The 24190-nt window shown below is 64.6% G+C and carries 23 protein-coding genes and 1 tRNA gene; 6 read left to right on the top strand and 18 right to left on the bottom strand.

The window, feature by feature from the left end; translation table 11 throughout:
* Positions 1–88 precede the first annotated feature (88 nt).
* Positions 89–178, top strand: a tRNA-Ser gene (locus tag ACNI3R_RS06515).
* Between the two features lie 207 nt (positions 179–385).
* Here the strand turns inward: ACNI3R_RS06515 and ACNI3R_RS06510 are convergent.
* The 18 genes from ACNI3R_RS06510 to ACNI3R_RS06425 form a co-directional block, all read right to left on the bottom strand.
* Positions 386–1135 carry a hypothetical protein gene (locus tag ACNI3R_RS06510; RefSeq protein WP_426180962.1) on the bottom strand — a complete coding sequence of 250 codons (750 nt, stop codon included), beginning with the start codon at positions 1133–1135 and terminating at the stop codon, positions 386–388.
* 36 nt (positions 1136–1171) lie between these two features.
* Complete coding sequence (locus ACNI3R_RS06505; protein WP_426180960.1) at positions 1172–1948, bottom strand: hypothetical protein; 777 nt, start codon at positions 1946–1948, stop codon at positions 1172–1174.
* Between the two features lie 80 nt (positions 1949–2028).
* Complete coding sequence (locus tag ACNI3R_RS06500; RefSeq protein ID WP_426180958.1) at positions 2029–2817, bottom strand: class I SAM-dependent methyltransferase; 789 nt, start codon at positions 2815–2817, stop codon at positions 2029–2031.
* A complete protein-coding gene (locus ACNI3R_RS06495; RefSeq protein WP_426180956.1) occupies positions 2814–3164 on the bottom strand; it encodes a VanZ family protein in 351 nt (116 codons plus the stop codon). The genes ACNI3R_RS06500 and ACNI3R_RS06495 overlap by 4 nt, the downstream gene beginning before the upstream one ends.
* A gap of 90 nt (positions 3165–3254) precedes the next feature.
* Positions 3255–3485 (bottom strand): 50S ribosomal protein L31, encoded by a 231-nt coding sequence (gene rpmE, locus ACNI3R_RS06490; protein ID WP_426180954.1) that lies wholly within the window; start codon positions 3483–3485, stop codon positions 3255–3257.
* 114 nt (positions 3486–3599) lie between these two features.
* The gene (fabZ, locus tag ACNI3R_RS06485; protein ID WP_426180952.1) at positions 3600–4073 is read right to left on the bottom strand and encodes a 3-hydroxyacyl-ACP dehydratase FabZ; all 474 of its coding nucleotides are present in this window, start codon (positions 4071–4073) and stop codon (positions 3600–3602) included.
* Between the two features lie 10 nt (positions 4074–4083).
* The gene (locus tag ACNI3R_RS06480) at positions 4084–4716 is read right to left on the bottom strand and encodes an OmpH family outer membrane protein (protein WP_426180951.1); all 633 of its coding nucleotides are present in this window, start codon (positions 4714–4716) and stop codon (positions 4084–4086) included.
* The gene (gene bamA, locus ACNI3R_RS06475) at positions 4716–7427 is read right to left on the bottom strand and encodes an outer membrane protein assembly factor BamA (protein ID WP_426180949.1); all 2712 of its coding nucleotides are present in this window, start codon (positions 7425–7427) and stop codon (positions 4716–4718) included. The genes ACNI3R_RS06480 and bamA overlap by 1 nt, the downstream gene beginning before the upstream one ends.
* A 70-nt stretch (positions 7428–7497) precedes the next feature.
* Entirely contained in the window at positions 7498–8631 is a 1134-nt protein-coding gene (rseP, locus tag ACNI3R_RS06470; RefSeq protein WP_426180947.1) for an RIP metalloprotease RseP, read from the bottom strand.
* On the bottom strand, positions 8628–9785 hold the full coding sequence (gene dxr / locus ACNI3R_RS06465) for a 1-deoxy-D-xylulose-5-phosphate reductoisomerase (protein WP_426180945.1): 1158 nt from the start codon (positions 9783–9785) through the stop codon (positions 8628–8630). The genes rseP and dxr overlap by 4 nt, the downstream gene beginning before the upstream one ends.
* 2 nt (positions 9786–9787) lie before the next feature.
* A complete protein-coding gene (locus ACNI3R_RS06460; RefSeq protein ID WP_426180943.1) occupies positions 9788–10588 on the bottom strand; it encodes a phosphatidate cytidylyltransferase in 801 nt (266 codons plus the stop codon).
* Positions 10589–10600: 12 nt separating this feature from the next.
* The gene (locus ACNI3R_RS06455; protein ID WP_426181475.1) at positions 10601–11341 is read right to left on the bottom strand and encodes an isoprenyl transferase; all 741 of its coding nucleotides are present in this window, start codon (positions 11339–11341) and stop codon (positions 10601–10603) included.
* A 5-nt stretch (positions 11342–11346) separates the two neighbouring features.
* A complete protein-coding gene (frr, locus tag ACNI3R_RS06450) occupies positions 11347–11904 on the bottom strand; it encodes a ribosome recycling factor (protein ID WP_426180942.1) in 558 nt (185 codons plus the stop codon).
* Between the two features lie 12 nt (positions 11905–11916).
* Positions 11917–12630 (bottom strand): UMP kinase, encoded by a 714-nt coding sequence (gene pyrH, locus ACNI3R_RS06445; protein ID WP_426180940.1) that lies wholly within the window; start codon positions 12628–12630, stop codon positions 11917–11919.
* 153 nt (positions 12631–12783) lie between these two features.
* The gene (gene tsf, locus ACNI3R_RS06440) at positions 12784–13707 is read right to left on the bottom strand and encodes a translation elongation factor Ts (protein ID WP_426180938.1); all 924 of its coding nucleotides are present in this window, start codon (positions 13705–13707) and stop codon (positions 12784–12786) included.
* Positions 13708–13822: 115 nt separating this feature from the next.
* A complete protein-coding gene (gene rpsB / locus ACNI3R_RS06435) occupies positions 13823–14575 on the bottom strand; it encodes a 30S ribosomal protein S2 (RefSeq protein WP_296624172.1) in 753 nt (250 codons plus the stop codon).
* 405 nt (positions 14576–14980) lie between these two features.
* On the bottom strand, positions 14981–15778 hold the full coding sequence (locus ACNI3R_RS06430; RefSeq protein ID WP_426180935.1) for a CDP-alcohol phosphatidyltransferase family protein: 798 nt from the start codon (positions 15776–15778) through the stop codon (positions 14981–14983).
* Between the two features lie 34 nt (positions 15779–15812).
* Positions 15813–16547: a phosphatidylserine decarboxylase gene (locus tag ACNI3R_RS06425; protein WP_426181472.1), complete on the bottom strand. Its 735-nt coding sequence runs from the start codon at positions 16545–16547 to the stop codon at positions 15813–15815.
* A 166-nt stretch (positions 16548–16713) separates the two neighbouring features.
* On the opposite strand from ACNI3R_RS06425, the gene ACNI3R_RS06420 reads away from it, so the two are divergent.
* The 5 genes from ACNI3R_RS06420 to ACNI3R_RS06400 all read left to right on the top strand — a co-directional run bounded on the left by ACNI3R_RS06420 (position 16714) and on the right by ACNI3R_RS06400 (position 24188).
* Entirely contained in the window at positions 16714–17934 is a 1221-nt protein-coding gene (locus ACNI3R_RS06420) for an NADP-dependent isocitrate dehydrogenase (protein ID WP_426180933.1), read from the top strand.
* A gap of 274 nt (positions 17935–18208) precedes the next feature.
* On the top strand, positions 18209–19990 hold the full coding sequence (locus ACNI3R_RS06415) for a cation:proton antiporter domain-containing protein (protein ID WP_426180931.1): 1782 nt from the start codon (positions 18209–18211) through the stop codon (positions 19988–19990).
* A 55-nt stretch (positions 19991–20045) separates the two neighbouring features.
* Positions 20046–21713: an MFS transporter gene (locus ACNI3R_RS06410; RefSeq protein ID WP_426180929.1), complete on the top strand. Its 1668-nt coding sequence runs from the start codon at positions 20046–20048 to the stop codon at positions 21711–21713.
* On the top strand, positions 21706–22806 hold the full coding sequence (locus ACNI3R_RS06405) for an HlyD family secretion protein (RefSeq protein WP_426180927.1): 1101 nt from the start codon (positions 21706–21708) through the stop codon (positions 22804–22806). The genes ACNI3R_RS06410 and ACNI3R_RS06405 overlap by 8 nt, the downstream gene beginning before the upstream one ends.
* Positions 22803–24188 (top strand): efflux transporter outer membrane subunit, encoded by a 1386-nt coding sequence (locus ACNI3R_RS06400; RefSeq protein ID WP_426180925.1) that lies wholly within the window; start codon positions 22803–22805, stop codon positions 24186–24188. Before ACNI3R_RS06405 ends, ACNI3R_RS06400 begins: the two co-directional genes overlap by 4 nt.
* Positions 24189–24190: the final 2 nt, after the last annotated feature.

The raw sequence follows: 24190 nt of genomic DNA, 5'->3' as shown, positions 1-24190 counted from the left end.
GGCCGCGCATTGAACCGCTTTGATCGTACCCCTTGCACGAAAGGCCGCACGAGCGATAAAGCGACCCGACCGCGCGGCCCGGCTTCGCGGAGAGGTGGCCGAGTGGTTTAAGGCAGCGGTCTTGAAAACCGCCGTGGGTGGAAGCCCACCGTGGGTTCGAATCCCACCCTCTCCGCCATTTTCAGAGCGCCTCCGAGGGGCGCGCCGCTCTGGAGGCCGCGAGCTTCAGGCCACTGAAAACTCCTACCGCCACGGCTGTGTTGGCCGTGTTGGGGGATATCTACGGAACGCAGCACCCATTCAACCGCTGAAAAGAACATTATAAGCGGCAGCGAACTGACGGGAATCGGCTTGTTTGAGCGCCGGCTTCCCGTCCTATGGACAGTCAGGACTTTACAGGCTTTCTAACTGCCTTCGCTTCATTGTTGGCATATTCGGCAAAATTGGCCTTGAACACGCTTACAAGTTCGTCGAGCGCCGCCAGAGCATCTTCGCCTTCCTTGGGTGGGAAACGCTGCAAGCCATTGCCTCCCCACGCTTTATACTCGAAATCGATCGTTTGATCCTTGCCGAACTCGCGGACCATGAACAGGGTCCGCAGCGAACGCCCATAGAGCGTCGACTTCTGATAGAATACGTCCGCCACGATCAACTCGGAATAGCAGGTCGATTTCGAATCCGACCTCCGCGTCTTCACCGCATTCATCGTCTTGCGCTCAAGTGGCTTGGCGTGCGTCACGATGGTCGTGCCGGGGCTCATCTTGAGCATCGTGCGCAGGTCGAGCGCGAGCAAAGCATCGAGCTGGCTCGGGCTGTCCAGAGCACTGGCGAGCAGAGTCCGGTTGCTCGCATCGCGGTTCGCGTGAATGGCAGCGTCCAGCAGACCGCCACCCAACAGTCCCATCGTGATGGAGTTCATGCGCTCGGCAGGCCAGATGTGCAGTTCGCAACCGTCGGCGGCTGCCGAGGTGGGGGCGAAGGAGGCGGTTTCGGGAGCCGCGTTAGCCGGGGATGCAGTAGGTCCTGACGGTTCGGCTACCGTCGCAACTGCGGCAGCGACGCTATCCTGAGCATTTGCGGGACTGTTCCCGGCAATGAGCAGCATCATGCTCGCAGAAATCAGATAGTTCTTCATGCTCGATAACTCCCTGTTGTCGAGGCGGATGCCCCCTCATCTTCTCTTCTTGATGGGGGTGTTGAGCGAGGTGCCGAAATCCTGGACGCTGCGGACCAACGCCGTTTCCAATTCCTTCAGCGCCGGGGCAGCATCGGTTCCTGGAGCTGGAGGGAAAGCCGACAGCTTTACGGCGATTATCTGGCCGAAGCTTCGGGCTGGGCCCTCGATGTCGCCGAACCGCTTGAACCGGTAGATGACTTTCAGATAGCGACCGCTGACGATGTCCTCCTGAAAGAAGACATCGTCGATCGCCAGTTCGGCCTGACAGGAGGAGGGCGGCATTCCGGTCGTCGCCGCAAGCCAGGAACCGGGCGAGGTCCGCAGCGTCCTGCTGTCCAGCGCACCTTCATGAACTGTTGCGCTGTACCCCTCCAGCCCCAGCGCCTTGGCCACAGCCGCCGTCGACAATATGGCTCGCTGGCGATCGGTATCCAGAGGACCGACGGGCAGCCTTCTATAGCCGTCGCGCCCGTTCACCGCCCCATCGACGATGCCTCCATGCGCCCATCCGAGATAGGTGGAGCGGAGGTTGCTGCCGGGCCAGATGTGCAGGGAGCAGCCCTGCCCAGCAGGGTTCGGAGCGGCAGGCTCTACCGCTGGAGAACCGGGGTCCGCCCTGCCTGTGGTCGCAATCAGGATGAGGCCGACGAAGATCGACGATTGGAGCACTGGTCTTTGGAACGGCATAAGGATCGAGGAGCCTGAGAGAATCGCGCTGTCGAGGCATCTTCTAGCAGGCGGAAATTCTGCGTCTTTGCGCGATTCATCCAATCTCGATCAAATTGCCCCTCTGTCGAGGCCTCGCGCCCGAAGGAGCTCGGAAGCGCGTCTCTGCCAAGCCCGAGATCAGCTCATATCCGCTGCATTAGAAGCTCGACCGTAGGGGATAACCAGCCCGGTCCCAACCCTGTCGCCTTCCCCGCGGCCGAACAGACATGGGCGGCGGGCATCAGGCGACCGTGGATCGCCATGCGCGCCTTGCGCCAGGCGCAGTCGTTGCCGGCCACGCTGGCGAAGCGGCCCTTCAGCGCTGCTGCCAAGGCCAGCGGGGAAAGGCCGCGCTGGAGAGGACGACCGGTCAGACGATCGAAAGCCCTTGGCCAGTAATTGACGAGCCAGCGTCCCGAATGGCCTTCCTTGGGCGACAGGCGGCTGGCGGTGCCGCAGATCAGCAGCCGGCCGCCGGGCCGCAACAGGCGGTGGAACTCGGCGATGGTCGGGGAGAGCGCGTCGGCGTCGACATATTCGAGGACGCTGTTGGCGACGATCAGGTCGAAGCTCGCATCGGGAAAGGGCAGCGGCTCTCCAGGTCCGACTACAACCGCCCGCGCCTCAAACCCATGTCGCCTGCAATTGGCCGCCGCGATCGGTGGCATCGCGGGATCGACATCCACGCCCGTCGCCCGCCCACCGAGCGTCGCGAGGACGACCAGCGAACCTCCGACATTGCAGCCGAATTCGAGCACGTCCCTGTCCGCGACCTCGATCGCATAGGCGTCAAGCACGTGGCGCAGATGCGCCCATTCATAAGCAGCATAGCCGCCGACCCAGCGATCCTCTGGATCGAGCCCCGCCTCGACCGCCAGACGCGCGAACCGCGCATCCGCCTCCTCATCCTGCAGGCGGGGCGCTTCGATCATCGCCGCTTCAGCAGCCTTTCCAGCGGCCATGCCATCAGCAGTGCCACACCGATCGCAGCGCTGTCGGCGATCCAGTCCCAGACGCTGGCGTCGCGGTTCAACACAGGGATCGCCTGCGTCAGTTCGATCAGCGCCCCGAAAATGGACAGGCCGATGACGAGCCGCGGCCGCCCCGTGCCGCGCAGGGCCCATCGACCGAACAGCGTCAGAAACAGGAAGGCCGCGATATGGTTGATCTTGTCGCCGGCACCGAGATCGGGCGCCTTGTCCGACGGCATGATAGCCAGACCATAAATGATCAGTACGGCCGCCGCGTAAAGCCAGCGGCGGGCGCGATCAGGCAGCATCTCATACCCCTCCCTGAACGCGCTGTCCCCCAAATGAAAATGGCCGGGCAAGCGCCCAGCCATATCCATGTCCGAAGCTCGGAACCAAGCTTACTTCTTGGTGAGCGACAGCCCGCCGAAGCGCTTGTTGAAGCGGGCGACCTGGCCGCCGGCATCGAGCAACTGCGACTTGCCGCCCGTCCACGCCGGGTGGACCGAGGGATCGATGTCGAGCTGAAGCGTTTCGCCTTCCGAACCCCAGGTCGAGTGGGTGTCGTAGGTCGTACCGTCGACCAGCTGGACCTTGATCCGGTGGTAATCGGGATGGATATCTTTCTTCATCGTCAGAAGCTCCAGAAAATGGCTGGTTCCGACCAGCCTGGGGAAGCGAAGCGCGGCCCTTACAGCGTCGGCCCTGCGATGGCAAGACCAGACGCCGGAGCCCGCATAAAGCGATCATTCCTTGGGCGGATCGGCGATCATCGCGGTGAAATTGGCCTGGGCGGCGAGCTTGTCGCCCAGATAGGCCTTGCCCTCGAACTTGCAGACGCTGCCGCGCTTCTGCGCGAAGGCGACGTCGAGGCGCAGCAGCACGCCCGGTTCGACCGGAGTGCGGAACTTCACCTCGTCGATCGTCATGAAATAGACGAGCTTGCCCGAACCGGACAGGCCCAGCGATTCCACGGCGAGAACGCCCGCCGCTTGCGCCAGCGCCTCGACGATCAACACGCCCGGCATGATCGGGCGCCCGGGGAAATGCCCCTGGAAGAATTCCTCGTTGATCGTCACCGCCTTCACGGCCGAGATACGCTCGTTGACCACCAGCTCCTCGACGCGGTCGACGAGGAGCATGGGGTAGCGGTGCGGGATCGCCGCCATGACCCGCCGGACATCCAGCGGGCCAAGCACGGTCTTGTTGTCGTCGCTCATCGCGCGGCGATCAACGGCCCTGCGGCGCGGTTGCCTGGCCCTGCTCGGCCTGGCCCGGCTGCCAATTGGCCGGCGGAGTGATCGAGGCGCTCGGCACCAGCGCATTGAGCTGGGTCACGACGTCTGCGGTCAGGTCCGAGGTCGGCTGGAAGGCGAAGGCAGCCTCCGGACGCAGTACGACGCCGATTTTCTTCGCGGTCATCGCGGCCTTCAGCGCCTGCTCGACCTTGGCTTCGACCTGCTCGCGGACATAGGCCTGCGGGCGGGCGAAGGGAACGGCGAGGCGCTGCAGCTCGGCCTGGGCGGCCTGGCCCTTCTGCTGGAAGGTCGCGATCTTCGCGTCGAGCGTCGCCTTCGGCGTCGCGCTGTTCTTCTGGAGATTCTCGATCTCGGTGCGGAGCGTGTTGAGCTCGCCCTGCAGCGCGGTCTGGCGGGTCTGCGCGGCGGTGATCTGGGTCTTGTAGGTCGTCTGGACCTGGTTCATCGCCGACTGGAAGGCAGCGGAATTGACGATCGCGGCGTCGAGATCGACCACGGCGACCGCTGCAGGAGCAGCGGCGGCAGCGGCGGCCTGCGCATTGGCGGCGGCCGGCACGAGCATCAGGGCCGCAGCAGCGGCGGCGGTCTTCAGAAAAGCTTTCATCAGAACTGTGTCCCTACGTTGAATTGGAAGGTCTTGGTGTTGTCGCCCTTCTCCTTGAGGAGGGCCTTGGCGATGTCGATGCGGAACGGCCCGAAGGGCGAGTTCCAGTTCACGCCGAAACCGACCGAGAGACGCGGCTTGGCGGAGTTGCCGACGAAATCTTCGCGGAACGGACTGATCGTGGAGAAGGCCCGCGTATTCTGCGAGTTGCCGACGCACGGGCCGGTGGCTGTGGCAGAATAGCCTACCGAGCACAGCGTCGCTGCACCCGGATTGGTCGTGTCCGTCAGCGGCACCGTGTAGATTTGCCGCCCCTGGCTATCGAGGACAAGCCGCTCGACCGGCAGATATTTGCCGTTGGCGTCGAGTTGGAACGGATAGCCCGCGATCTCCGGAGCCGTGAGCGCCGGCCGGCTCGTACCGAATACCGCGCCGACGTCCATGAAGATGGACGGCCGCAGGCCAAGTTCGCGGGCGCCATTGCCCAGAGGAATCTCGAGTTCGAGACGCCCGCGATAATATGCATTGCCGCCGAGCGCATCGTCGGTCTGCGAATTGCGATCCGTCAGGAACGTCCCGGTGGTGGTATCGTAGAAGGAGCGGATCACGCGTGGACCGATGCCGCGGATGCCGAAGCCGCGCATGTCGGGCTCGCCAAGGTAGAAGCGGTCGATCAGGCGGACCTGCTGTCCCAGGCCCTTGATGTAGCCACCCTCGGCGCTTGCCGAGAACACGAAGCCGCTGCCGATACCCCAATATTTGGTCGCCTGGGCCGTGGTCTTGATATAGCGGACCGTGCCGCCGAGGCCGGCGAAGTCCTGGCTGAACACGGCGCGCTGGCCGCGCGTCGGCCGCAGGCGGTTGTTCAGATTGTCGAAGACGAGCGAGTAGCCGACCGACGAGGTCACGCGGTTTCCGATGGCGTCGCACAGATAGCGCCCCGCCACGATCGGATCGCAGGTGTCGCGAATGCCGTCATTGTCGGTGTCGGTGTAGAAGGTGAACTTGTTCAGCGACACCTGATCGTAGCTGAGGCCATAGCGCGTCGCGAGGGTGATGAACTCGGTCAGCGGGATGCCGGCGCGGATCTGGAAACCCGTTGTAGTCTGTTCGTAGGTGGTGTTGCGATCGTTGCCCGAAAAGTTGAACGAATTATAGTCGCGGCGGAACACGTCGAAGCCGACTGCGATATTCTTGTCGAACACATAAGGCTCGGTGAAGCCCAGTTCGATCGACTTCGAATAGGTCGAATAGCTTACGCCGGCGCGGACTTCCTGGCCCTTGCCCATGAAGTTGCGTTCGCGGATCGACAGGTCGACGATGAAGCGTTCGAGGCTCGAATAGCCCGCAGACACCTGCAACTCGCCGGTCGACTTTTCCTCGACATTGGCTTCGAGCACGACGCGATCGGGCGCCGAGCCCGGCTTCTGCTCGATCTCGAACTTGTCCTGGAAGAAGCCCAGCGACTGGATGCGGTCGCGCGACCGCTTGACCTTGAAGCTGTTGAACGCGTCGCCTTCCGACATGCGGAATTCGCGGCGGACGACCTTGTCCTTGGTGTGGGTGTTGCCGTTGATGTCTATCCGTTCGACATAGACGCGCGGCGACTGGTTGATCTTGAAGACCACCCCCATCGTCAGCTCTTCCTTGTCGCGGTTGAAGTCCGGACGAACGTCGGGGGTAAAGCCGAAGGCGCCGGTCGCCTCGGTGATCGAGTCGACCGTGTCCTCGACCGCCTTGGCGTTATACCAGTCGCCCTTCTTCATCGGCAGAAGAGCCTTGAACGCCTCGGGCTTGATGTCGCGGATCTCGCTCTCGAGGCTGACGTCGCCGAATTTGTAGCGCTGCCCTTCCTCCACCACATAGGTGATGATGAAGTCCTTCTTGTCCGGGGTCAGTTCGGCCACGGCCGACACCACGCGGAAGTCCGCATAGCCCTGCGTCAGATAATATTGGCGCAGCTTCTGCTGGTCATAGGACATGCGGTCGGGATCATAGCTGGTGCCCGACGAGAAAATCTTGGTGATGCCCGTCTGCTTGGTCGCCATCTCGCCGCGCAGGCGGCCATCGGAGAATTTCTCGTTCCCGATGATGTTGATCTTGCGGACCTTGGACTTGTCGCCCTCGCTGATCTCGAAGATGATGTCGACGCGGTTCTGGTCGAGCTGGACCATCTTCGGCTCGACCGTCGCAGCGAAACGGCCCTGGCGGCGGTAGAGTTCGATGATGCGCGCAACGTCTGCACGGACCTTCGACCGGGTGAAGATCTGACGCGGCGCCAGCTTGATCTCGGGGTTGATCTTGTCCGACTTCAGCCGCTTATTGCCTTCCAGCACGATGCGGTTGACGACCGGGTTCTCGCGGACCTGCAGGGTGATGTTGCCCTGTCCGTCGTCGCGGACCTGCACGTCGGCGAAGAGCTCGGTCTCGTAGAGGTCTTTCAGCGCCTGATCTTCGGACTCGCGCGTGTAGCTCTCGCCGGGGACCAGCTTGACGTAGGAGCGGACCGTATCCGGCTCCAGTCGCTCCGAGCCTACGACATTGACGGTCTTGATCGTGCCGATGGTTACCGGCGCACTCGGCGCGGGCGCCATCTGCGGCGGGGCCGCCTCCTGCGCGAACAATGGTTGCGAAACGCCACCCAGCATCGTGCCGACGAGCAGCGCCGAACAAAAGCGAGCCCTGCCGAAATTCTTCCTCGTCGCCGTCACGCGTTCCCCGCTTCCATAGAATCCACGCCCCCCCAAGCAAGGAAGGTGCGCATGCACTGCCCGATCACGGTCAGCCGATCAACCCGGCAAGCCTCTCCAGAGCGCCCAGAGAAAGAATATCGTTGAGCGTAACGAAGATCATGAAGGACAGCAGTACGGCCAAGCCGGATCGAAACGCCCATTCCATAGCCCTTTCAGGGACCGGCCGGCGCGCTATTCCCTCGAACAGGTAGAAGACCAGATGGCCGCCGTCGAGCATCGGGATTGGCAACAGGTTGATGAATCCCAGATTAATCGAGATGAGCGCCATCAGCATGACGAAGTTGAGCAGCCCCAGCGATGCCTGCTGTCCCGACACCTGCGCGATCTTGATCGGACCGCCCAATTCCTTGACCGAACGACGCCCCGTGACGATCTGACCGAGCGTGTCGATCATCGTCCGGACGATGCCGAAAGTCTGCCGCGTCGCCTCGGCCGGCAGTTCGAGCAGCGGAACCTGCTCGATCACCTGCTGGCCCGACATGACGCCGATCGTCCCCTTGCGGAATTCGTTGCCGAACCGATCACGCTCGACATTGGCGGCGGTCTTCACGCTGACCAAAAGCGGCTTCCCGCCACGGTCGACCGAAAGCGAAAGCTCTTCATCCGGGCGGAAGCGGATCATCTCCGCCATTTCGTCGAAGGTGTCGACCGGACGCCCGGCGACGGCGGTGATGCGGTCGCCCGGCTGCAACCCGGCGGCAGCGGCGGGAGATTTCTCGATGATGGCCGACAGCGTCGCGGGCGTGCGCGGCACGCCATAGGCCGCGAAAAAGGCCATGAAGATGGCGATCGCGACGAGGAAGTTCGTCGCCGGCCCCGCGAAGACGATCAGGAAGCGTTGCCAGACCGCCTTGGCCTGGAAGGTCCTGGCGCGCTCCTCCGGCGGCAAGGCGAGCCATTCGGGCGTCGGCTGGCTCGCAGGGTTCATGTCCCCGGCGAACTTCACATAGCCGCCCATGGGGATCCAGCCCAGTTTCCAGCGGGTACCGCGCGAGTCGGTATAGCCGGCAATCTCGCGACCGAAACCTATCGAGAAGGCGTCGGCCTTAACCCCGCACCAGCGTCCGACCAGATAATGGCCCAGTTCATGAACGAAGATCAGCGGCCCGATGACGAGCAGAAAGGCGAATATCGTGAAGAGGATACCGGGATGTTCTGTCACGCGCCGATAGTCTCCATCGCATCCCGAGCCACAGCCCGTGCCTCCGCATCGATAGCGAAGACATCTTCCAGGCGGGACGGTGCGGCGGGATCGTAGCGATCCAGAGCTTTGCGCACGATTAACGCAATGTCGAGAAAGCCGATCCGGCCTTCGAGAAAAGCCCCGACCGCCACCTCATTGGCCGCGTTGAGGATCACGGCGCGCCCTGCCCCTTCGGCCAATATGTCTTTGGCCAGCGCAAAGGCCGGGAAGCGTTCCGGATCGGGCGCATGAAAATCGAGCCGGCCGACAGCGGCGAGGTCGAGACGCTGGCAGGGCGTCGCCATGCGCTGCGGCCAGGCCAGACAATGGGCGATCGGCGTCCGCATGTCGGGCGAACCGAGATGCGCCAGGACCGAGCCATCGACATAATCGACCAGCGCATGGACCACCGACTGCGGATGGACGATGGCGTCGAACTGGCCGGCCTCCAGCGGAAACAGGTGGAAAGCCTCGATCAGTTCGAGGCCCTTGTTCATCAGCGTCGCGCTGTCGACCGAGATCTTTGCGCCCATCGACCAGTTCGGATGCTTGACCGCCTGCGCCGGGGTGACCGTGCGCATCGCCTCCAGCGTCCAGTCCCGGAACGGCCCGCCGCTCGCGGTCAACGTCACCTTGCGGATGCTGCCGGGGGCGCCATGATCGAAACATTGGAAGACGGCATTATGCTCGGAATCGACGGGCAGCAGCGTCGCGCCGTGGCGTTTCGCGGCGTCGGTCATCAGCGCACCCGCCGACACCAGCGACTCCTTGTTCGCCAGAGCCACGGTCCGTCCCCCGCGCAGCGCCGCCATCGTCGACAGGAGCCCGGCGGTGCCGACGATCGCCGCCATGGTCCAGTCCGCGCCGCGTGACGCAGCGTCGACGACGGCCTCCTCGCCTGCGGCGACCTCGATCCCACTCCCCGACAAGGCGTCTTTCAGCGATCCATAGAGTGCGGGATCGCCGATGACGGCCAGTTCGGCCCCGGTACGCCGCGCTGCATCGGCGAGGCCGGCCACGTCGCGCTGCGCGGTCAACGCGACGACGCGGAACGCCGCGCGATCACGCTCGATCAGGTCGAGCGTCGACGTGCCGATCGATCCGGTCGCGCCAAGGATGGATACGCTCTTCACGGTCACAAAATCCCCCCCGCAACGCCCGCCGCGACCAGGAGCGCGACTGGAACGACGCCGTCGAGCCGGTCCAGGACACCACCATGACCGGGAAGCAGCGTTCCGCTATCTTTAACCCCGGAGCGGCGCTTGAGCCAGCTTTCGAAAAAGTCGCCGCCCTGCGCTGCCACCGCCAGCGGCGCACCGGCGATCAGGAAGGCCGTTCCAAGCCCATATGCGGATGCGACGGCGGCTCCACAGACCAGCGCGCCGACCATGCCGCCCGCCAGACCGGCCCAGGTCTTGCTGGGGCTGATCGATGGGGCAATCTTCGGTCCGCCAATGGCCCTGCCGGCGAAATAAGCGCCGATATCGGTCGCCCAGACGACGACCAGCGTCCACAGTGCCAAAGCGAAGCCCTGCCCCGGCTGCTCGCGCAGATAGATAAGCGCAACCGCCGGGAACACCGTATAGAGCACGCCCGCGCCGAGCCGGGCCCGGAAACTGACGACCGCAACCAGGATGGCGGCGAGACCGGTCAGATCGACGGTCTGCGCAATCAGACGATTGGCGATCGTTGCCAGCTTGATCGGATCGGCAAAGGACAGGGCCGACAGCATCAGCGCGGCGACGGCAAGCGCCCCCAATATAAGCTGCCAGCGCGACGCCTGTGCCATCGTTGCCCATTCGACCATCATGAGCACCGCCAGCAGCGATGCCAGCGCCCAGAAAGCGACGCCACCGAACCACAAGGCCGCGAGGGCCACCGCCATCATTACGACACCAGAGACGATCCGGAGTCGGAGTTCGCGTGTCAGAGCCATCAGAATAGCGGCTCAGCGCCCGCCGAAGCGCCGCTCGCGGGTGCCGAAATCGGCGATCGCGGCCGCCAGGGCGTTGCCGTCGAAATCGGGCCACAGCGTGTCGACGAACAGCAGTTCGGCATAGGCAGCCTGCCACAGCAGGAAGTTGGACAAGCGTCGCTCGCCGGACGTCCTGATGAGCAGATCGAGCGGAGGCAAGTCGCACGTGTCGAGCCGGGCCTCGATCATCGCCTGATCGATAGCGTCGGGATCCAACGTCCCCGCCTGGACCTGCGCGGCGATACCCCGCACGGCGCGGAGCATCTCGTCCTGCGCGCCATAATTCAGCGCCAGCACGAAATCGAGGCGGCGGTTGTTCTTGGTCAGTTCGACCCCGTCCCGCACCAGCCCGATCAGATCGCCTTCGAGCGCGCCGATATCGCCTATGGTGCGCAGGCGGATGCCGTTGCGATGGAGTTCGGCCACTTCCTTGCGGAGATAGTGGCGCAGCAGGCCCATGAGGTCGGTGACCTCCTCGGCCGAGCGGCGCCAGTTCTCCGAAGAAAAGGCATAGAGGGTAAGCGCGCGAAGCCCCATGTCCGCCGCCGCCTTGACCGTGACGCGCACGGCTTCGGCGCCGGCGCGGTGGCCGGCCACTCGCGGGAGGAAGCGTCGCTTTGCCCAGCGTCCATTGCCGTCCATGATGATCGCAACATGGCGTGGCATGCCGCTGCCCCCCGCAGCTTCGGCACTGGTCGCAGGACTGGCGGACAAGCCGCTCACTTCCCGAGGATTTCCTTTTCCTTTGCAGCTGCCGCAGCATCCACCTCGGCGATCGTCGCGTCGGTCATTTTCTGCACTTCGGTCTCACGACGCTTGCGATCGTCCTCGCTGATCTCGCCCTTCTTCTCGTCGAGCTTGAGGCTGTCCATACCGTCGCGACGGACGTTGCGAACGGCGACACGCGCCTTCTCGGCATATTGGCTCGCGAGCTTGGCGAGCTCCTTGCGGCGCTCTTCGGTCAGGTCCGGGATCGGAATGCGCAGCGTCTGGCCGTCCATGATCGGGTTGAGGCCGAGGCCCGCAGAGCGGATCGCCTTGTCGACCGGGCCGACATTGGAACGGTCCCACACCTGCACCGACAACATGCGCGGCTCGGGCGCGGTGACGGTCGCTGCCTGGTTCAGCGGCATCTGCGCGCCATAGATCTCGACCGTGACCGGATCGAGCAGGTTGATCGAGGCGCGGCCCGTGCGCAGGCCCGTCAGATCGCTCTTCAGCGATTCGACGGCGCCGTGCATACGGCGTTCGAGATCGGCCTTGTTATAGGCGGGCATGGCTTAGTCTCCCTAGTTCTGAACGACCGTGGCCGTACCCGTTCCCCCGAGCACGCGGGCCAGATTGCCCTGCTCGCGGATGTTGAATACCACGATCGGAATATCGTTGTCGCGGCACAGCGCCACCGCGCTGGCATCCATGACCTTGAGGTCGTCGGCCAGCACCCGGTTGAAGGTCACCGTTTCGTAGCGGGTTGCCGTCGGGTCCTTCTTGGGGTCGGCATTGTAGACACCGTCCACCGATGTTCCCTTGAGCAGGGCATCGCATCCCATCTCCGCCGCACGCAGCGCAGCGGCACTGTCGGTGGTGAAATAGGGGTTGCCGGTGCCGGCCGCAAAAATGACGATACGTCCCTTTTCCAGGTGGCGTTCGGCGCGGCGGCGGATGAAAGGTTCGCAGACGGTCGACATCGGAATGGCGGACTGGACCCGCGTGTCGACGCCGATCTGTTCCAGCGCATTCTGCACCGCCAGCGCGTTCATGACCGTCGCGAGCATGCCCATATAGTCGGCGCTCGTGCGGTCGAAGCCCTTGGCGGCGGCAGCCAGGCCGCGGAAGATGTTGCCGCCACCGACCACCAGGCAGAGTTCATACTGCGTGGCGACATCGGCAATCTCGCGGGCGACGCGGGCGACGGTTTCGGGATCGATGCCGAACTGGCCCTGCCCCATCAGAACCTCACCCGATAGCTTCAGCAGGATACGTTTGAAGCGCGGTTGGTCCATAGGTTCTCGTTACTCATTATCTTAAAGCTGTTGCCGCACCTTAGGGGCAGCATCACCCGCTGCCAAGCGCCACGGCGGCGGCGCGCTATGGCGGGCATGAAAAAGGCCCGCTCCTCCGGTCGAAACCGAAAGAGCGGGCCTTTTCATGACGGATCAGCCGTTGGCGGCAGCCGCGACTTCCGCCGCGAAGTCGCTGACTTCCTTCTCGATACCTTCACCGAGCTGGAAGCGGACATAGTCCTTCAGCACGATCGAACCGCCGGCCGCCTTGGCGGCATTGGCGACGACCTGTGCGATCGGGGTCTTGTTGTCCATGACGAAGATCTGGCTGAGCAGCGCGTTTTCCTTGCGGAACTTCGCGACGGCGCCCTGGACCATCTTCTCGATGATCTCGGCCGGCTTGCCCGATTCGGCGGCCTTTTCGGCCGCGATCGCGCGCTCGCGCTCGATCACGGTCGGGTCGAGCCCGTCTTCGGTCAGCGCCTGCGGGAAAGCGGCCGCGATGTGCATCGCGATCTGCTTGCCGACAGCTTCGATCTCGGCGACGGGGGCATCGCCTTCAAGCGCGACGAGCACGCCGATCTTGCCGAGGCCGGGGGCCGCAGCATTATGGACGTAAGGAACGATCGCGCCCTGCGACACTTCGACGATCTTTGCGCGACGCAGCGTCTGGTTCTCGCCGATCGTCGCGATGTTCGCGGTCAGCTTCTCCGAGACGGTGCCGCCGCCCGGATAGGCGGCCGCGGCGAGCGCGGCGACGTCGTCACCGGCCTCGAGGGCCAGCTTGGTCACGGTGCGGACGAAGTCCTGAAACTGCTCGTTCTTGGCGACGAAGTCGGTCTCGGAATTGACCTCGACAGCCGCGCCCTTGGTGCCTTCGACGGCCACGCCGACGAGACCCTCGGCCGCAGTGCGGCTCGACTTCTTGGCGGCAGTGGCGAGACCCTTGGTGCGCAGCCAGTCGACGGCGGCTTCCATGTCGCCATTCGTCTCGGTGAGCGCCTTCTTGCAGTCCATCATGCCGGCGCCGGTCTTCTCGCGAAGCTCCTTGACGGCCGAAGCGGTGATATCCGCCATATGCTTTCCTTTCGTCAGAAACACGTCGCCCCGGACGAGCCGGGGTCTCAAGCCGGACCCGTGCCGAGGCACGGGCCGGGAGATCCCGGACTAGGCCGGGACGACGATAGATTTGTTACGCGATGGCTTCTTCGATCGGAGCCTCGACCGAAGCGCCGAGATCCTCGCCACGCGCCTGACGGCCGCCCTGCTGGCCACGCGTCGCGGCTTCGGCGACGGCTTCGCAGTAGAGACGGATCGCGCGGGCCGCGTCGTCGTTCGCCGGAACCGGGAAGGCGATACCGTCCGGGCTCACGTTCGAATCGAGGATGGCGACGACGGGGATGCCGAGGGTGTTGGCTTCCTTGATCGCCAGCTCTTCCTTGTTGGCGTCGATCACGAACATCACGTCCGGAATGCCGCCCATGTCGCGGATGCCGCCGAGCGAGAGCTCGAACTTGTCGCGCTCACGGGTGAGCTGCAGGACTTCCTTCTTGGTCAGACCGTGGGTGTCGCCCGACAGCTGCTCTTCGAGCGCCTTGAAGCGCTTGATCGAGTTGGAAATCGTCTTCCAGTTGGTGAGCATGCCGCCCAGCCAGCGATGGTTGACATAATGCTGGCCCGAACGGCGCGCGGCTTCAGCGATCGGCTCCTGCGCCTGGCGCTTGGTGCCGACGAACAGAACCTTGCCGCCGTGCTGGACGCTCTGGCTGATGAAGTCGAGCGCGCGTGCGAACAGGGGCACGGTCTGCGACAGATCGATGATGTGGATGCCGTTGCGATCGCCGAACAGATACGGCTTCATCTTCGGATTCCAGCGGTGAGTCTGGTGACCGAAATGCGCGCCGGCGTCGAGCAACGCCTGCATGGAGACGGTGGGAGCCGCCATAGGATTTTCTCCTTACCCGGTTTGAACCTCTGTGGGGCGGTCACCGGGAAACCCGGCACCGGTATGTGTGCCCCACATGCGGAATGCGCGGCGACTTAATCCACCGTCGCCCGAAAGGCAAGCCTTCAACAGCGCTTGACAGATGGAACATTATAAGAACATAACATGTTCATCGAGAGAATATGGCACCGCGAGCCGACAAGAGCGTTACCCGGCTCGCCTGCAACGGAGTAGATTCGATGCTTCAGCTGCTGTTCTTCACCTTTTTCGCGTCGATGATCCTGCTGTCGATCGCCGTCGTGATCGAGACGGCCAGACAGGAAATGCCCTATATCCGACGCGCCTTGCGTCTATCGGAGTGCACTCGGCCGGAGCAGCAGATGCCAGCCCACCGCCGGGTACGGGTCACGCGTCAGGTTCAGTTCCGGACGACGCCTGTTCAGCAACCGCTTCGGGTCGCCGCTTGACCCGACTATAGCCTGCGACGCTGAAGGGGACGGTCGCGAGATAGCCGAGCATGATCAGGCTGAGCGTATGCCAGGGCGCGGTAAACAGGGCTGCTCCCAGCATGGCGATCGCGAGCAAGGCGGGCAGACGCCAGGCGCGCGAAATCAGAAGCGACGACCAGCTGTAGGTCGCTACATCCGAGATCATGAGGAAGCCGACCAGGGCCGCCCATGCGCAAATGAAATAGGGATCGCGAAACCAGACGACGTCGCTCCACAGCCACATCGCAACGGGAACGAGCATGATGCCGGCTCCGAGCGGCGCGGGCACGCCGGTCAAAAAGCCGGCCGCTTTGCGCGGATGCTCGGCCTTGTCGATCGATGCGTTGAAACGCGCGAGGCGGAGGGCTGCACAGACCGCATAGCCGAGGGCGAACACCCAGCCAAATCGAGGAATTGCGTTCAGCGACCAGAGAAACATGATGATCGCCGGGGACACCCCGAAGGCGATCACGTCGGACAGCGAGTCCAGTTCCGCTCCGAAACGGCTCTCACCCTTCAGGAGCCGGGCAATGCGTCCGTCGAGCCCGTCGAGGATCCCGGCGACGAGAATGGCGATCAGCGCCTTTTCCCATTCGCCCGCAATCGCGAACCGGACGCCGGTGAGGCCGGAGCACAGTGCCAGCGCCGTCACCGCATTGGGCGCAACGGCGCGCGCAGGAATCCCGCGCCGGATGTTTTCGCGTCTGCCGAGCATCGCCATTCTCAGTTCCCCCAGACGCCCTGCCCGCTCACTGAGCGGCGCCGATCGTCCGATCGCTTTCGCCGAGCCGCGCGATCACGGTCTCTCCGGCGATAGTGCGCTGCCCCAAGGCCACGCGATGCCCCGTTCCGGCCGGAAGATAGACATCGACGCGGCTGCCGAAGCGGATCAGGCCAATTCTCTGCCCCAGCCCCACGGTTTCGCCGACCTTGGTCAACGGCACGATGCGACGCGCAACCAGCCCGGCGATCTGGGTGAAACCGATCCGGGTACCGTCCGGCCCCTCGACCAGGAAATGCTGGCGTTCATTTTCCTCGCTCGCCTTGTCGAGATCGGCATTGAGGAAGCTGCCCGCGATATAGACGATTCGCTTGATCGTCCCGGCGATCGGCGTGCGGTTGATGTGCACGTCGAACACCGACATGAAGATCGAGACGCGCGTCATCGGCGCATCGCCGAGTCCATCCTCTCCGGCCAGCTCACGCGGCGGCGGGACGGTGGTGATCATCGTCACCAGCCCGTCGGCCGGTGCAATCACCAGACCTTCGCCCACCGGCGTTCTGCGGACGGGGTCACGAAAGAAGGCGGCAACCCAGACGGTTATTCCGGCCATCGGCCAGGCGAGGGTTTCCCACGCCATGAGCGCGAAGATCAGGCAGATAACCGCCGAGATGAGGACGAACTTGCGTCCCTCGGGGTGGATGCTGGGCCAGCGCCACTTGACGGAGGTGGTGCCGATTTCGGGTTTTTCGAGCGAGGTCATCGCGACCTTGTAGGGACAGCGATACCGGCTGACAATCATTGCCGCTGGCGATCATCCGCGGAAATCTTTGTCGCCAATGCCGAGAAAAGGCCGCGCGAGCGGTTGATCCTGCCGATTTCTCGGCATAGGGACACGCGGCAATATCCTTCCCCGGAGATGAAGAAGCATGGCGAAGATCAAGGTGAAAACCCCGGTCGTCGAACTCGACGGCGACGAGATGACGCGGATTATCTGGCAGTGGATTCGCGAACGCCTGATCCTCCCCTATCTCGACATCGACCTCAAATATTTCGATCTCTCGGTCGAGAAGCGTGACGAGACCAACGACCAGATCACGATCGACAGCGCCAAGGCGATCCAGCAATATGGCGTCGGCGTTAAGTGCGCCACGATCACGCCGGACGAGGCCCGCGTCGAAGAGTTCAAGCTCAAGAAAATGTGGAAGTCGCCCAACGGCACGATCCGCAACATTCTCGGCGGCGTCGTCTTCCGCGAGCCGATCGTGATCAAGAACGTGCCCCGGCTCGTTCCCGGCTGGACCGACCCGATCGTCGTCGGCCGCCACGCCTTCGGCGACCAGTATCGTGCAACCGATTTTCTTGTCCCTGGCCCCGGCAAGCTCCGCATGGTCTGGGAAGGCGAGAATGGCGAGACCATCGAACATGAGGTCTTCAACTATCCGTCGGCCGGCGTTGCGATGGGTATGTACAATCTGGACGACTCGATCCGCGATTTCGCCCGCGCGAGCATGAACTATGCGCTCGACCGCAAGTGGCCGCTCTATCTGTCGACCAAGAACACCATCCTGAAGGCCTATGACGGCCGCTTCAAGGATCTGTTCCAGGACGTGTTCGACGCGGAATTCGCCGCCGCCTTCAAGGAAGCGGGCATCGTCTACGAGCACCGCCTGATCGACGACATGGTCGCCTCGGCGCTCAAGTGGAGCGGCAAGTTCGTCTGGGCCTGCAAGAATTATGACGGCGACGTCCAGTCGGACACCGTTGCGCAGGGCTTCGGCTCGCTCGGCCTGATGACCTCGGTGCTGATGTCGCCCGACGGCAAGACGATCGAGGCCGAAGCGGCGCACGGCACCGTCACCCGCCACTATCGCATGCACCAGCAGGGCAAGCAGACCTCGACCAACCCGATCGCCTCGATCTTCGCCTGGACGCAGGGCCTGCAGTTCCGCGGCAAGTTCGACGAGACGCCGGACGTCGTCAAGTTCGCCGAGACACTCGAGCGGGTCTGCATCGAAACCGTCGAGAAGGGCGGCATGACCAAGGATCTCGCTATCCTGATCGGCCCGGACCAGCCCTGGATGACCACGGAGCAGTTCTTCGAACAGATCCGCGTCAATCTGGAAGCGGAGATGGCCAACTGGGCCTGATCCCTGCCTGACGTTACAAGATGATCGGGGCGTCGTTCCATCGGGACGGCGCCCCTTTTCTGTCAGCGCTTCACTCTCCGGCGCCTCATTGCCATCGCCATCTCGCATTCCGCGACGAAGGCTTGGTGGGCACCGAGCTTCGCATGATGCACCCGCGCGCCTGGCCTTTTGCTCCTGTTGCGACGTCTCAACTGGTTGGGATCAACAGTCGGGATGCAAAAGCATTTTATGCCCTAGGGTGGTCAATCCGGGGGTGATCCGTAATGATCGGGGCATGGCGCTACCGATCCATTCCGAAGCCTTCAGTGATTCGCTGGTCATCCTCGGAACCGCCGGGATCGTCATCCCCTTGTTCGCCCGTTTCCGGATCACGCCGGTCATCGGTTTCATCCTGGTCGGCATGCTGGCCGGTCCGCATGGCTTGGGAACGCTGACCGACCGCTTCCCCTGGCTCTACCATGTGACGATCACCAACCCCCGGTCGATCGAGCCCTTTGCCGAGTTCGGGATCGTCCTGCTGCTCTTCTCGATCGGCCTGGAGCTCAGCTTCCGCAGACTGTGGGGCTTACGTCGGACCGTCTTCGGCCTGGGCACGTCCAAACTGGTCCTCGCTGCAGTGATTCTGGGATTCTCGCTTTGGATCGCCGGGCAGAGCGCCGCCGGGTCGCTGGGGCTTGGCCTGGCGCTTGCCTTGTCGTCCACGGCACTCGTCCTGCCCATGGTGGGAACGACCGGCGCGATCGGCCAGCGCGCGTTCGGGATTCTCCTGCTCGAGGATCTCGCACTGGTTCCGATCGTATTCGCCCTCGGCGTCATGGCGCCCTATGGCGACGCAGACGGATGGAACGGGCTGATCAGGACGGTGATGCTCGGCATTGCCGTGGTCGCCGCGATGCTGATCGGCGGGCGGCTCCTGCTGCCGCGGCTGTTCGCTCAGGCCGCGCGCGCCAAGAATCCGGAGCTGTTCCTGTCCGCCAGCCTGCTGGTCGTCATCCTGTCGAGCATCGCGACCACCGCCGTCGGCCTGTCGCCGATCGTCGGCGCGCTGATCGCCGGCCTGCTGATCGCGGAAACCGACTATCATGCCGAAGTCGAACTGGTCACCGCACCATTCAAGGGTCTGGCGCTAGGCGTGTTCCTGATCACCGTCGGCATGTCGCTCGACCCCGTAATGATCCTCGAAAACTGGGACAAGCTCGCCGTCGCAGTGATTGCGGTGGTGCTTGTCAAGGCTTTGATCACCGCGGGCCTGCTTCGCTTCTGGGGCGCCAAGCGGGCGGTGGCGGCGGAGACGGGGCTGCTGATGTCCTCGCCCTCCGAAACCACGCTGATCGTGCTGGCGACCGCCGCACAGGCCCGGCTGATCGCAGCCGACACCGCCGCCTTCTGGCAGATGGTGACGGCGATCGGCCTGACGATCACGCCCATTCTCGCACGCGTCGGCCACGACCTGGCCCGCCGGGTCGACGAGCGCGACCAGGATGTAGAGGTCCCGTCGGAGGAACATTCCGGCCGCGCCATCATCGCGGGCTTCGGTCGCGTCGGGCGGCTTGTCGCCCAGATGCTCAGCACCCATTCAAAGCCCTATTTGGCGATCGACGCCGACATCGACACCGTCCATCACGCGCGCAAGCGCGGCTATTCGGTCATGTTCGGCGATATCGCCCGCCCCGGCATGGTCGAGCATCTGGACCTGTCCAACGCCACGGCGCTGATCCTGACGATGGACGATCCCGTCCAGGTCGTCCGGCTCACGCGGCAGGTTCGGCGGCTGCACCCCGATCTGACGATCGTCGCCCGCGCCCGCGATCCGAACCACGCGGCCGAACTCTACCGCGCGGGCGCCACCGATGCGGTCCCCGAGACTCTCGAATCCTCGCTCCAACTGTCCGAGGCCGTGCTGGTCGACCTCGGCATCGCGATGGGCCCGGTCATCGCTTCGATCCACGAGAAGCGTGCCGAACTGCGGGCGAAGATCATGGAGATGGGGCAACTCAGCCACGAACCGCGGATTTCGACCAGGCGACTGCGCGACGTGAAGACCGACGAGATCTGAAACGGAACCGAAACCAGTTTCGCCGGTTCTGAAGGCGCTCAAACTGGAACATCGGATGGCGGACACACCAGCCTATATCTTCAAGCCGCACGAACGTCCGACCTTGCCGGGCTCGCCCGCCAATCCGGATCACCCGACCGCGCGCCGGCGGCTCTATTTCCTGATCGGTTGCCTCGTCGGCATCACGGGCGGCCTGGGCAATGCCCTCGTCACCGTCAATCTCAATTTCGCGCAGGGCACGCTGGGGCTGAACAGCGACGAGGCTGCCTGGCTGACCGCCGCCTATTTCATGACCAACGTCACCGGCAATCTGCTGCTCGTCAAATATCGCCAGCAATTCGGCATCCAGCCCTTCATCCGCTACATGCTCGCGGCCTATGCGCTGACCACCTTCGCGCATCTGTTCGTCCACGACTTCTGGACCTCGGTCGCGGTGCGTGCGGCGAGCGGGATCGCGGCCAGCGGCCTGTCGACGCTTACCGTCCTCTATCTGAGCCAGGCGATGCCCGCGCCGAAGCGGCTCGCCGGGATCATGCTGGGAATAAGCATTCCCCAGCTGGCGACGCCTTTGGCCCGTATGCTCTCGCCCGGTCTGCTCACGGCCGGCGACTGGCATATGCTCTACTGGTTCGAGCTTGGGCTTGCGCTGGCAACCCTTGCCGCCGTGCTGGCGCTTCCCCTGCCCCCCAGCGAACGGGTCAAGGCGTTCGAGAAGCTCGACTTCCTGACCTTCTTTCTGCTCGCGCCGGGTCTGTGGCTGCTGATCGCGGTGCTCAGCCAGGGGCGGGTCCAGTGGTGGCTGGAACGGCCCTGGATCGGAGGCGCACTGGCCGCCAGCATGGCCCTGATCGCGGCCGCGCTGATCGTCGAGCATCGCCGCGCCAATCCGCTGATCAACACACGCTGGCTTGGGACGCGGGAAATCATGCGCCTGATGGCCGTTGCCGCCTCGGTACGCATATTGCTGTCCGAACAGGCCTTCGGGTCGGTAGGGCTGCTCAACGCCCTCGGCATGATCAACGACCAGATGGTGACCCTCAACCTGATCATCGTCATAGCCTCGATCGCCGGAATGGTCACCGCCGTGCTGACGATCCGGCCCGACAATATCTCGCGACCGATCACCATCGCGGTCATCCTAATCATGGTCGGTGCGCTGATGGACAGCGACGCGACCAACCTCACGCGCCCGTCGAGCTTCTACCTCAGCCAGGCGCTGATCGGCTTCGCTTCGCTGCTGTTCATGGCGCAGGCGATGGTGATCGGCATCGCGCGCACGTTGCTGGCGGGGACCCGCAACTTCATCAGCTTCATCGTGTTGTTCAGCATCAGCCAGAGCATGGGCGGGCTGGTCGGATCCGCGCTTCTCGGCACCTTCCAGGTTGTCCGCGAAAAATATCATTCGCACGAGCTGGTCCAGGCGCTGGTGGCGAGCGATCCGCAGGTCGTCGCCCGCATCAAGGCGGGCGGCGCTGCCGTATCGGGCGTCGTCGTGGATCCGGCTCTGCGCTCGGCCGAGGGCGCCGCCTTGCTCGCCCGGGCGGTCAGCCGCGAAGCCAATATCCTCGCCTTCAACGACGTCTTCCTCCTCGTCGGCATATTGGCCGCCGGAGCAGTCGTCTGGAGCTATCTGATCCGCCTCGGGATCAAGCGCCGTGGGGAACCTTCCCCTCTCATCGAACTGCAACGCCGCGCTGCGGCCGGGAACGCCCCCAATGAATGACCAGACATCCCCAGCCCCTGCCGCGACGGGCGCGACGCCATCGGGCTGGCTTCCCCCGGAGCGCGGGCGCCCGGTCATCCTCGCTATCGCGGCCATCGCCATCGTCGCCGTGCTCGCCATTCTCTATGCATGGCAATTGCCGCCTTTCGCGGGCCGCTTCGAACGGACGGACAACGCCTATGTGCGCGGCCAGGTGACGATCATCAGCCCGCAGGTCAGCGGCTACGTCACCAGCGTCGCAGTTCAGGACTTCGCGCAGGTCAAGGCTGGCCAGATCCTCGTCACGATCGACGACCGGATCTACCGCGCCAAGGTCGCGCAGGCCGAGGCGAACCTCGCCGCGCAGCTGGCGTCGCTCGCCAATTCCGCCCAGACAGAGCGGGCGAAGGAAGCTGCCACACAGAGCCAGGACGCCGGCATCGCCAATGCCCAGGCGCAGCTGGCGCGTGCGCAGGCCGACATGCACCGCGCCGACGCGCTGGTGGCGGACGGTTCAATTTCGGAGCGGGAGCGGGATCAGGCGCGTGCGGTCCTCCGCGCAGCGGAGGCGAATGTCCGCCAGGCACAGGCCGCCCGCGCCATCGGCACGCAGGACGTGCGCACGGTGCAGGTGGGCCGCTCGGGCCTGCGTGCAGCCGTCGAGGGCGCCGAGGCGCAGTTGCGGCTCGCCCGGATCGACCTGGAGAACACCGTCATTCGTGCGCCCGTCGACGGGCAACTGTCCGAAATCGGCGTTCGCAATGGCGCCTTCGTGACGGCGGGCACGCAATTGCTGTTCCTCGTCCCGCGCGACGTGTGGGTCGTGGCGAACTACAAGGAAACGCAGACCCGCCGCATGCGGGTCGGTCAGCCAGCGACGTTCAAGGTCGATGCCCTGGGCGGCGCGGAATTGCGCGGTCGGGTCGAGAATCTGGCACCCGCCGCCGGATCGGAATTCGCCGTCCTCAAGCCCGACAATGCGACCGGCAATTTCGTCAAGGTGGCGCAGCGCATCGCCGTGCGCATCAGGGTCGATCCCGGCCAGGCGCTCGCGGTCCGGCTGCGGCCGGGCATGTCTGTGGAGGCCAAGGTCGATACGCGGGGCGTACAATGAAGCGTCTTGCCGCTCTCCTGTTGCCGGCCCTGCTCACTGCCTGTGCTGGCCGTGATGCCCAGCCCGTAGCGATCGCGCCGCTCGCTCTGCCGTCCGACTGGCGCACCGCAAGCGAAGCGGGTGCGCCCGGCGATCCTGCCTGGTGGGGGCGCTTCGGCGACCCGGAACTGAGCCGGCTGGTCGAGGCGGCGCGTGCTGCCAATCCCGACATCGGCATCGCCGCCGGCAGGGTGCGCGAGGCGCGCGCCGCGCTGCGCGGCATCAATGCCACATTGCTGCCGACGATCGATGCGTCCGTGACCGGCGGACGATCGCGCAGCGTCAGCGCCTTCGGCACACCCGAAGTGCAGAATGCGGCGCAGCCGCAGGTCCAGATCGGCTATGAACTCGATCTCTTCGGGCGCCTCGCGGATCAGCGCGGGGCGGCGCGCGATAACTATCTCGCGAGCGCTGCCGCGAGGGACGCGGTACGGCTGACGGTCGCCGCGACGACGGCATCCACTTATGTGACCTTGCTGGGGCTCGACGCCCGCCTGAAGATCGCCGAACGCACGCTGGCGGCCCGCGCGGAATCGCTGCACATCGCGCGCTCGCGGGTCGGCAATGGCTATTCGCCGCGCCTCGAACTGCAGCAGGCGCAGGCCGAATATGATGCCACCGCCGCGATCATCCCGCAGGTCAAGCTCGCCATCACGCGCGCCGAAAACGCCCTCAGCCTGCTGACCGGACGTCTTCCGCAGGCCATCAGCCGCGGTGCTGGGCTCGAAGCCCTTGCGGAACCGACGATCGGCGCGGGTCTTCCCTCCGAACTGCTGCGAAGGCGCCCCGACATCGCGCAGGCCGAATATCAGCTGGCCGCGAGCGACCGCTCGCTGTCGGCAGCGCGCAAGCAGTTCCTCCCCCAGGTCCGGCTGGCCGCCAGCGGCGGGGCGGCGATTTCCAGCCTGTTGTCCGATCCGATCGCCATCTGGAGCATCGGCGGCAGCATCCTTGCGCCGATCTTTCAGGGCGGACGGCTGGCGGCGCAGAGCGAGGCCGCCGCCGCTCGACGCGATCAGGCCGCCTTCGGCTATCGCAAGACGGTGCTGACGGCCTTTCGCGAGGTCGAGGATGCCTTGGCGGCGGTCCAGCGTCTCGATGAACAGCAGGCGCTGGCGACCGGCCAGCGCGATGCGCTCGCCGGCGGCGTGAAGCTCGCCACGAACCGCTATCGCGAGGGCTATTCGCCCTATCTCGAACAGCTCGACGCCCAACGGCAGTTGCTCGCCGCCGAACTCAACCTGACCCAGGTCCACGCCGATGCGATTGCGGCGCGCATCCAGCTCTATCAGGCTCTGGGCGGCGGGTGGACCGGATCGCCCGAAGCGCTCGGCGAACGCTAACC

It is taken from the genome of Rhizorhabdus antheiae, assembly GCF_049889055.1.
Classification (GTDB): domain Bacteria; phylum Pseudomonadota; class Alphaproteobacteria; order Sphingomonadales; family Sphingomonadaceae; genus Rhizorhabdus.
Note: the sequence above shows the minus strand (reverse complement) of the source record. Positions and strands in the feature narration are given on the sequence as shown.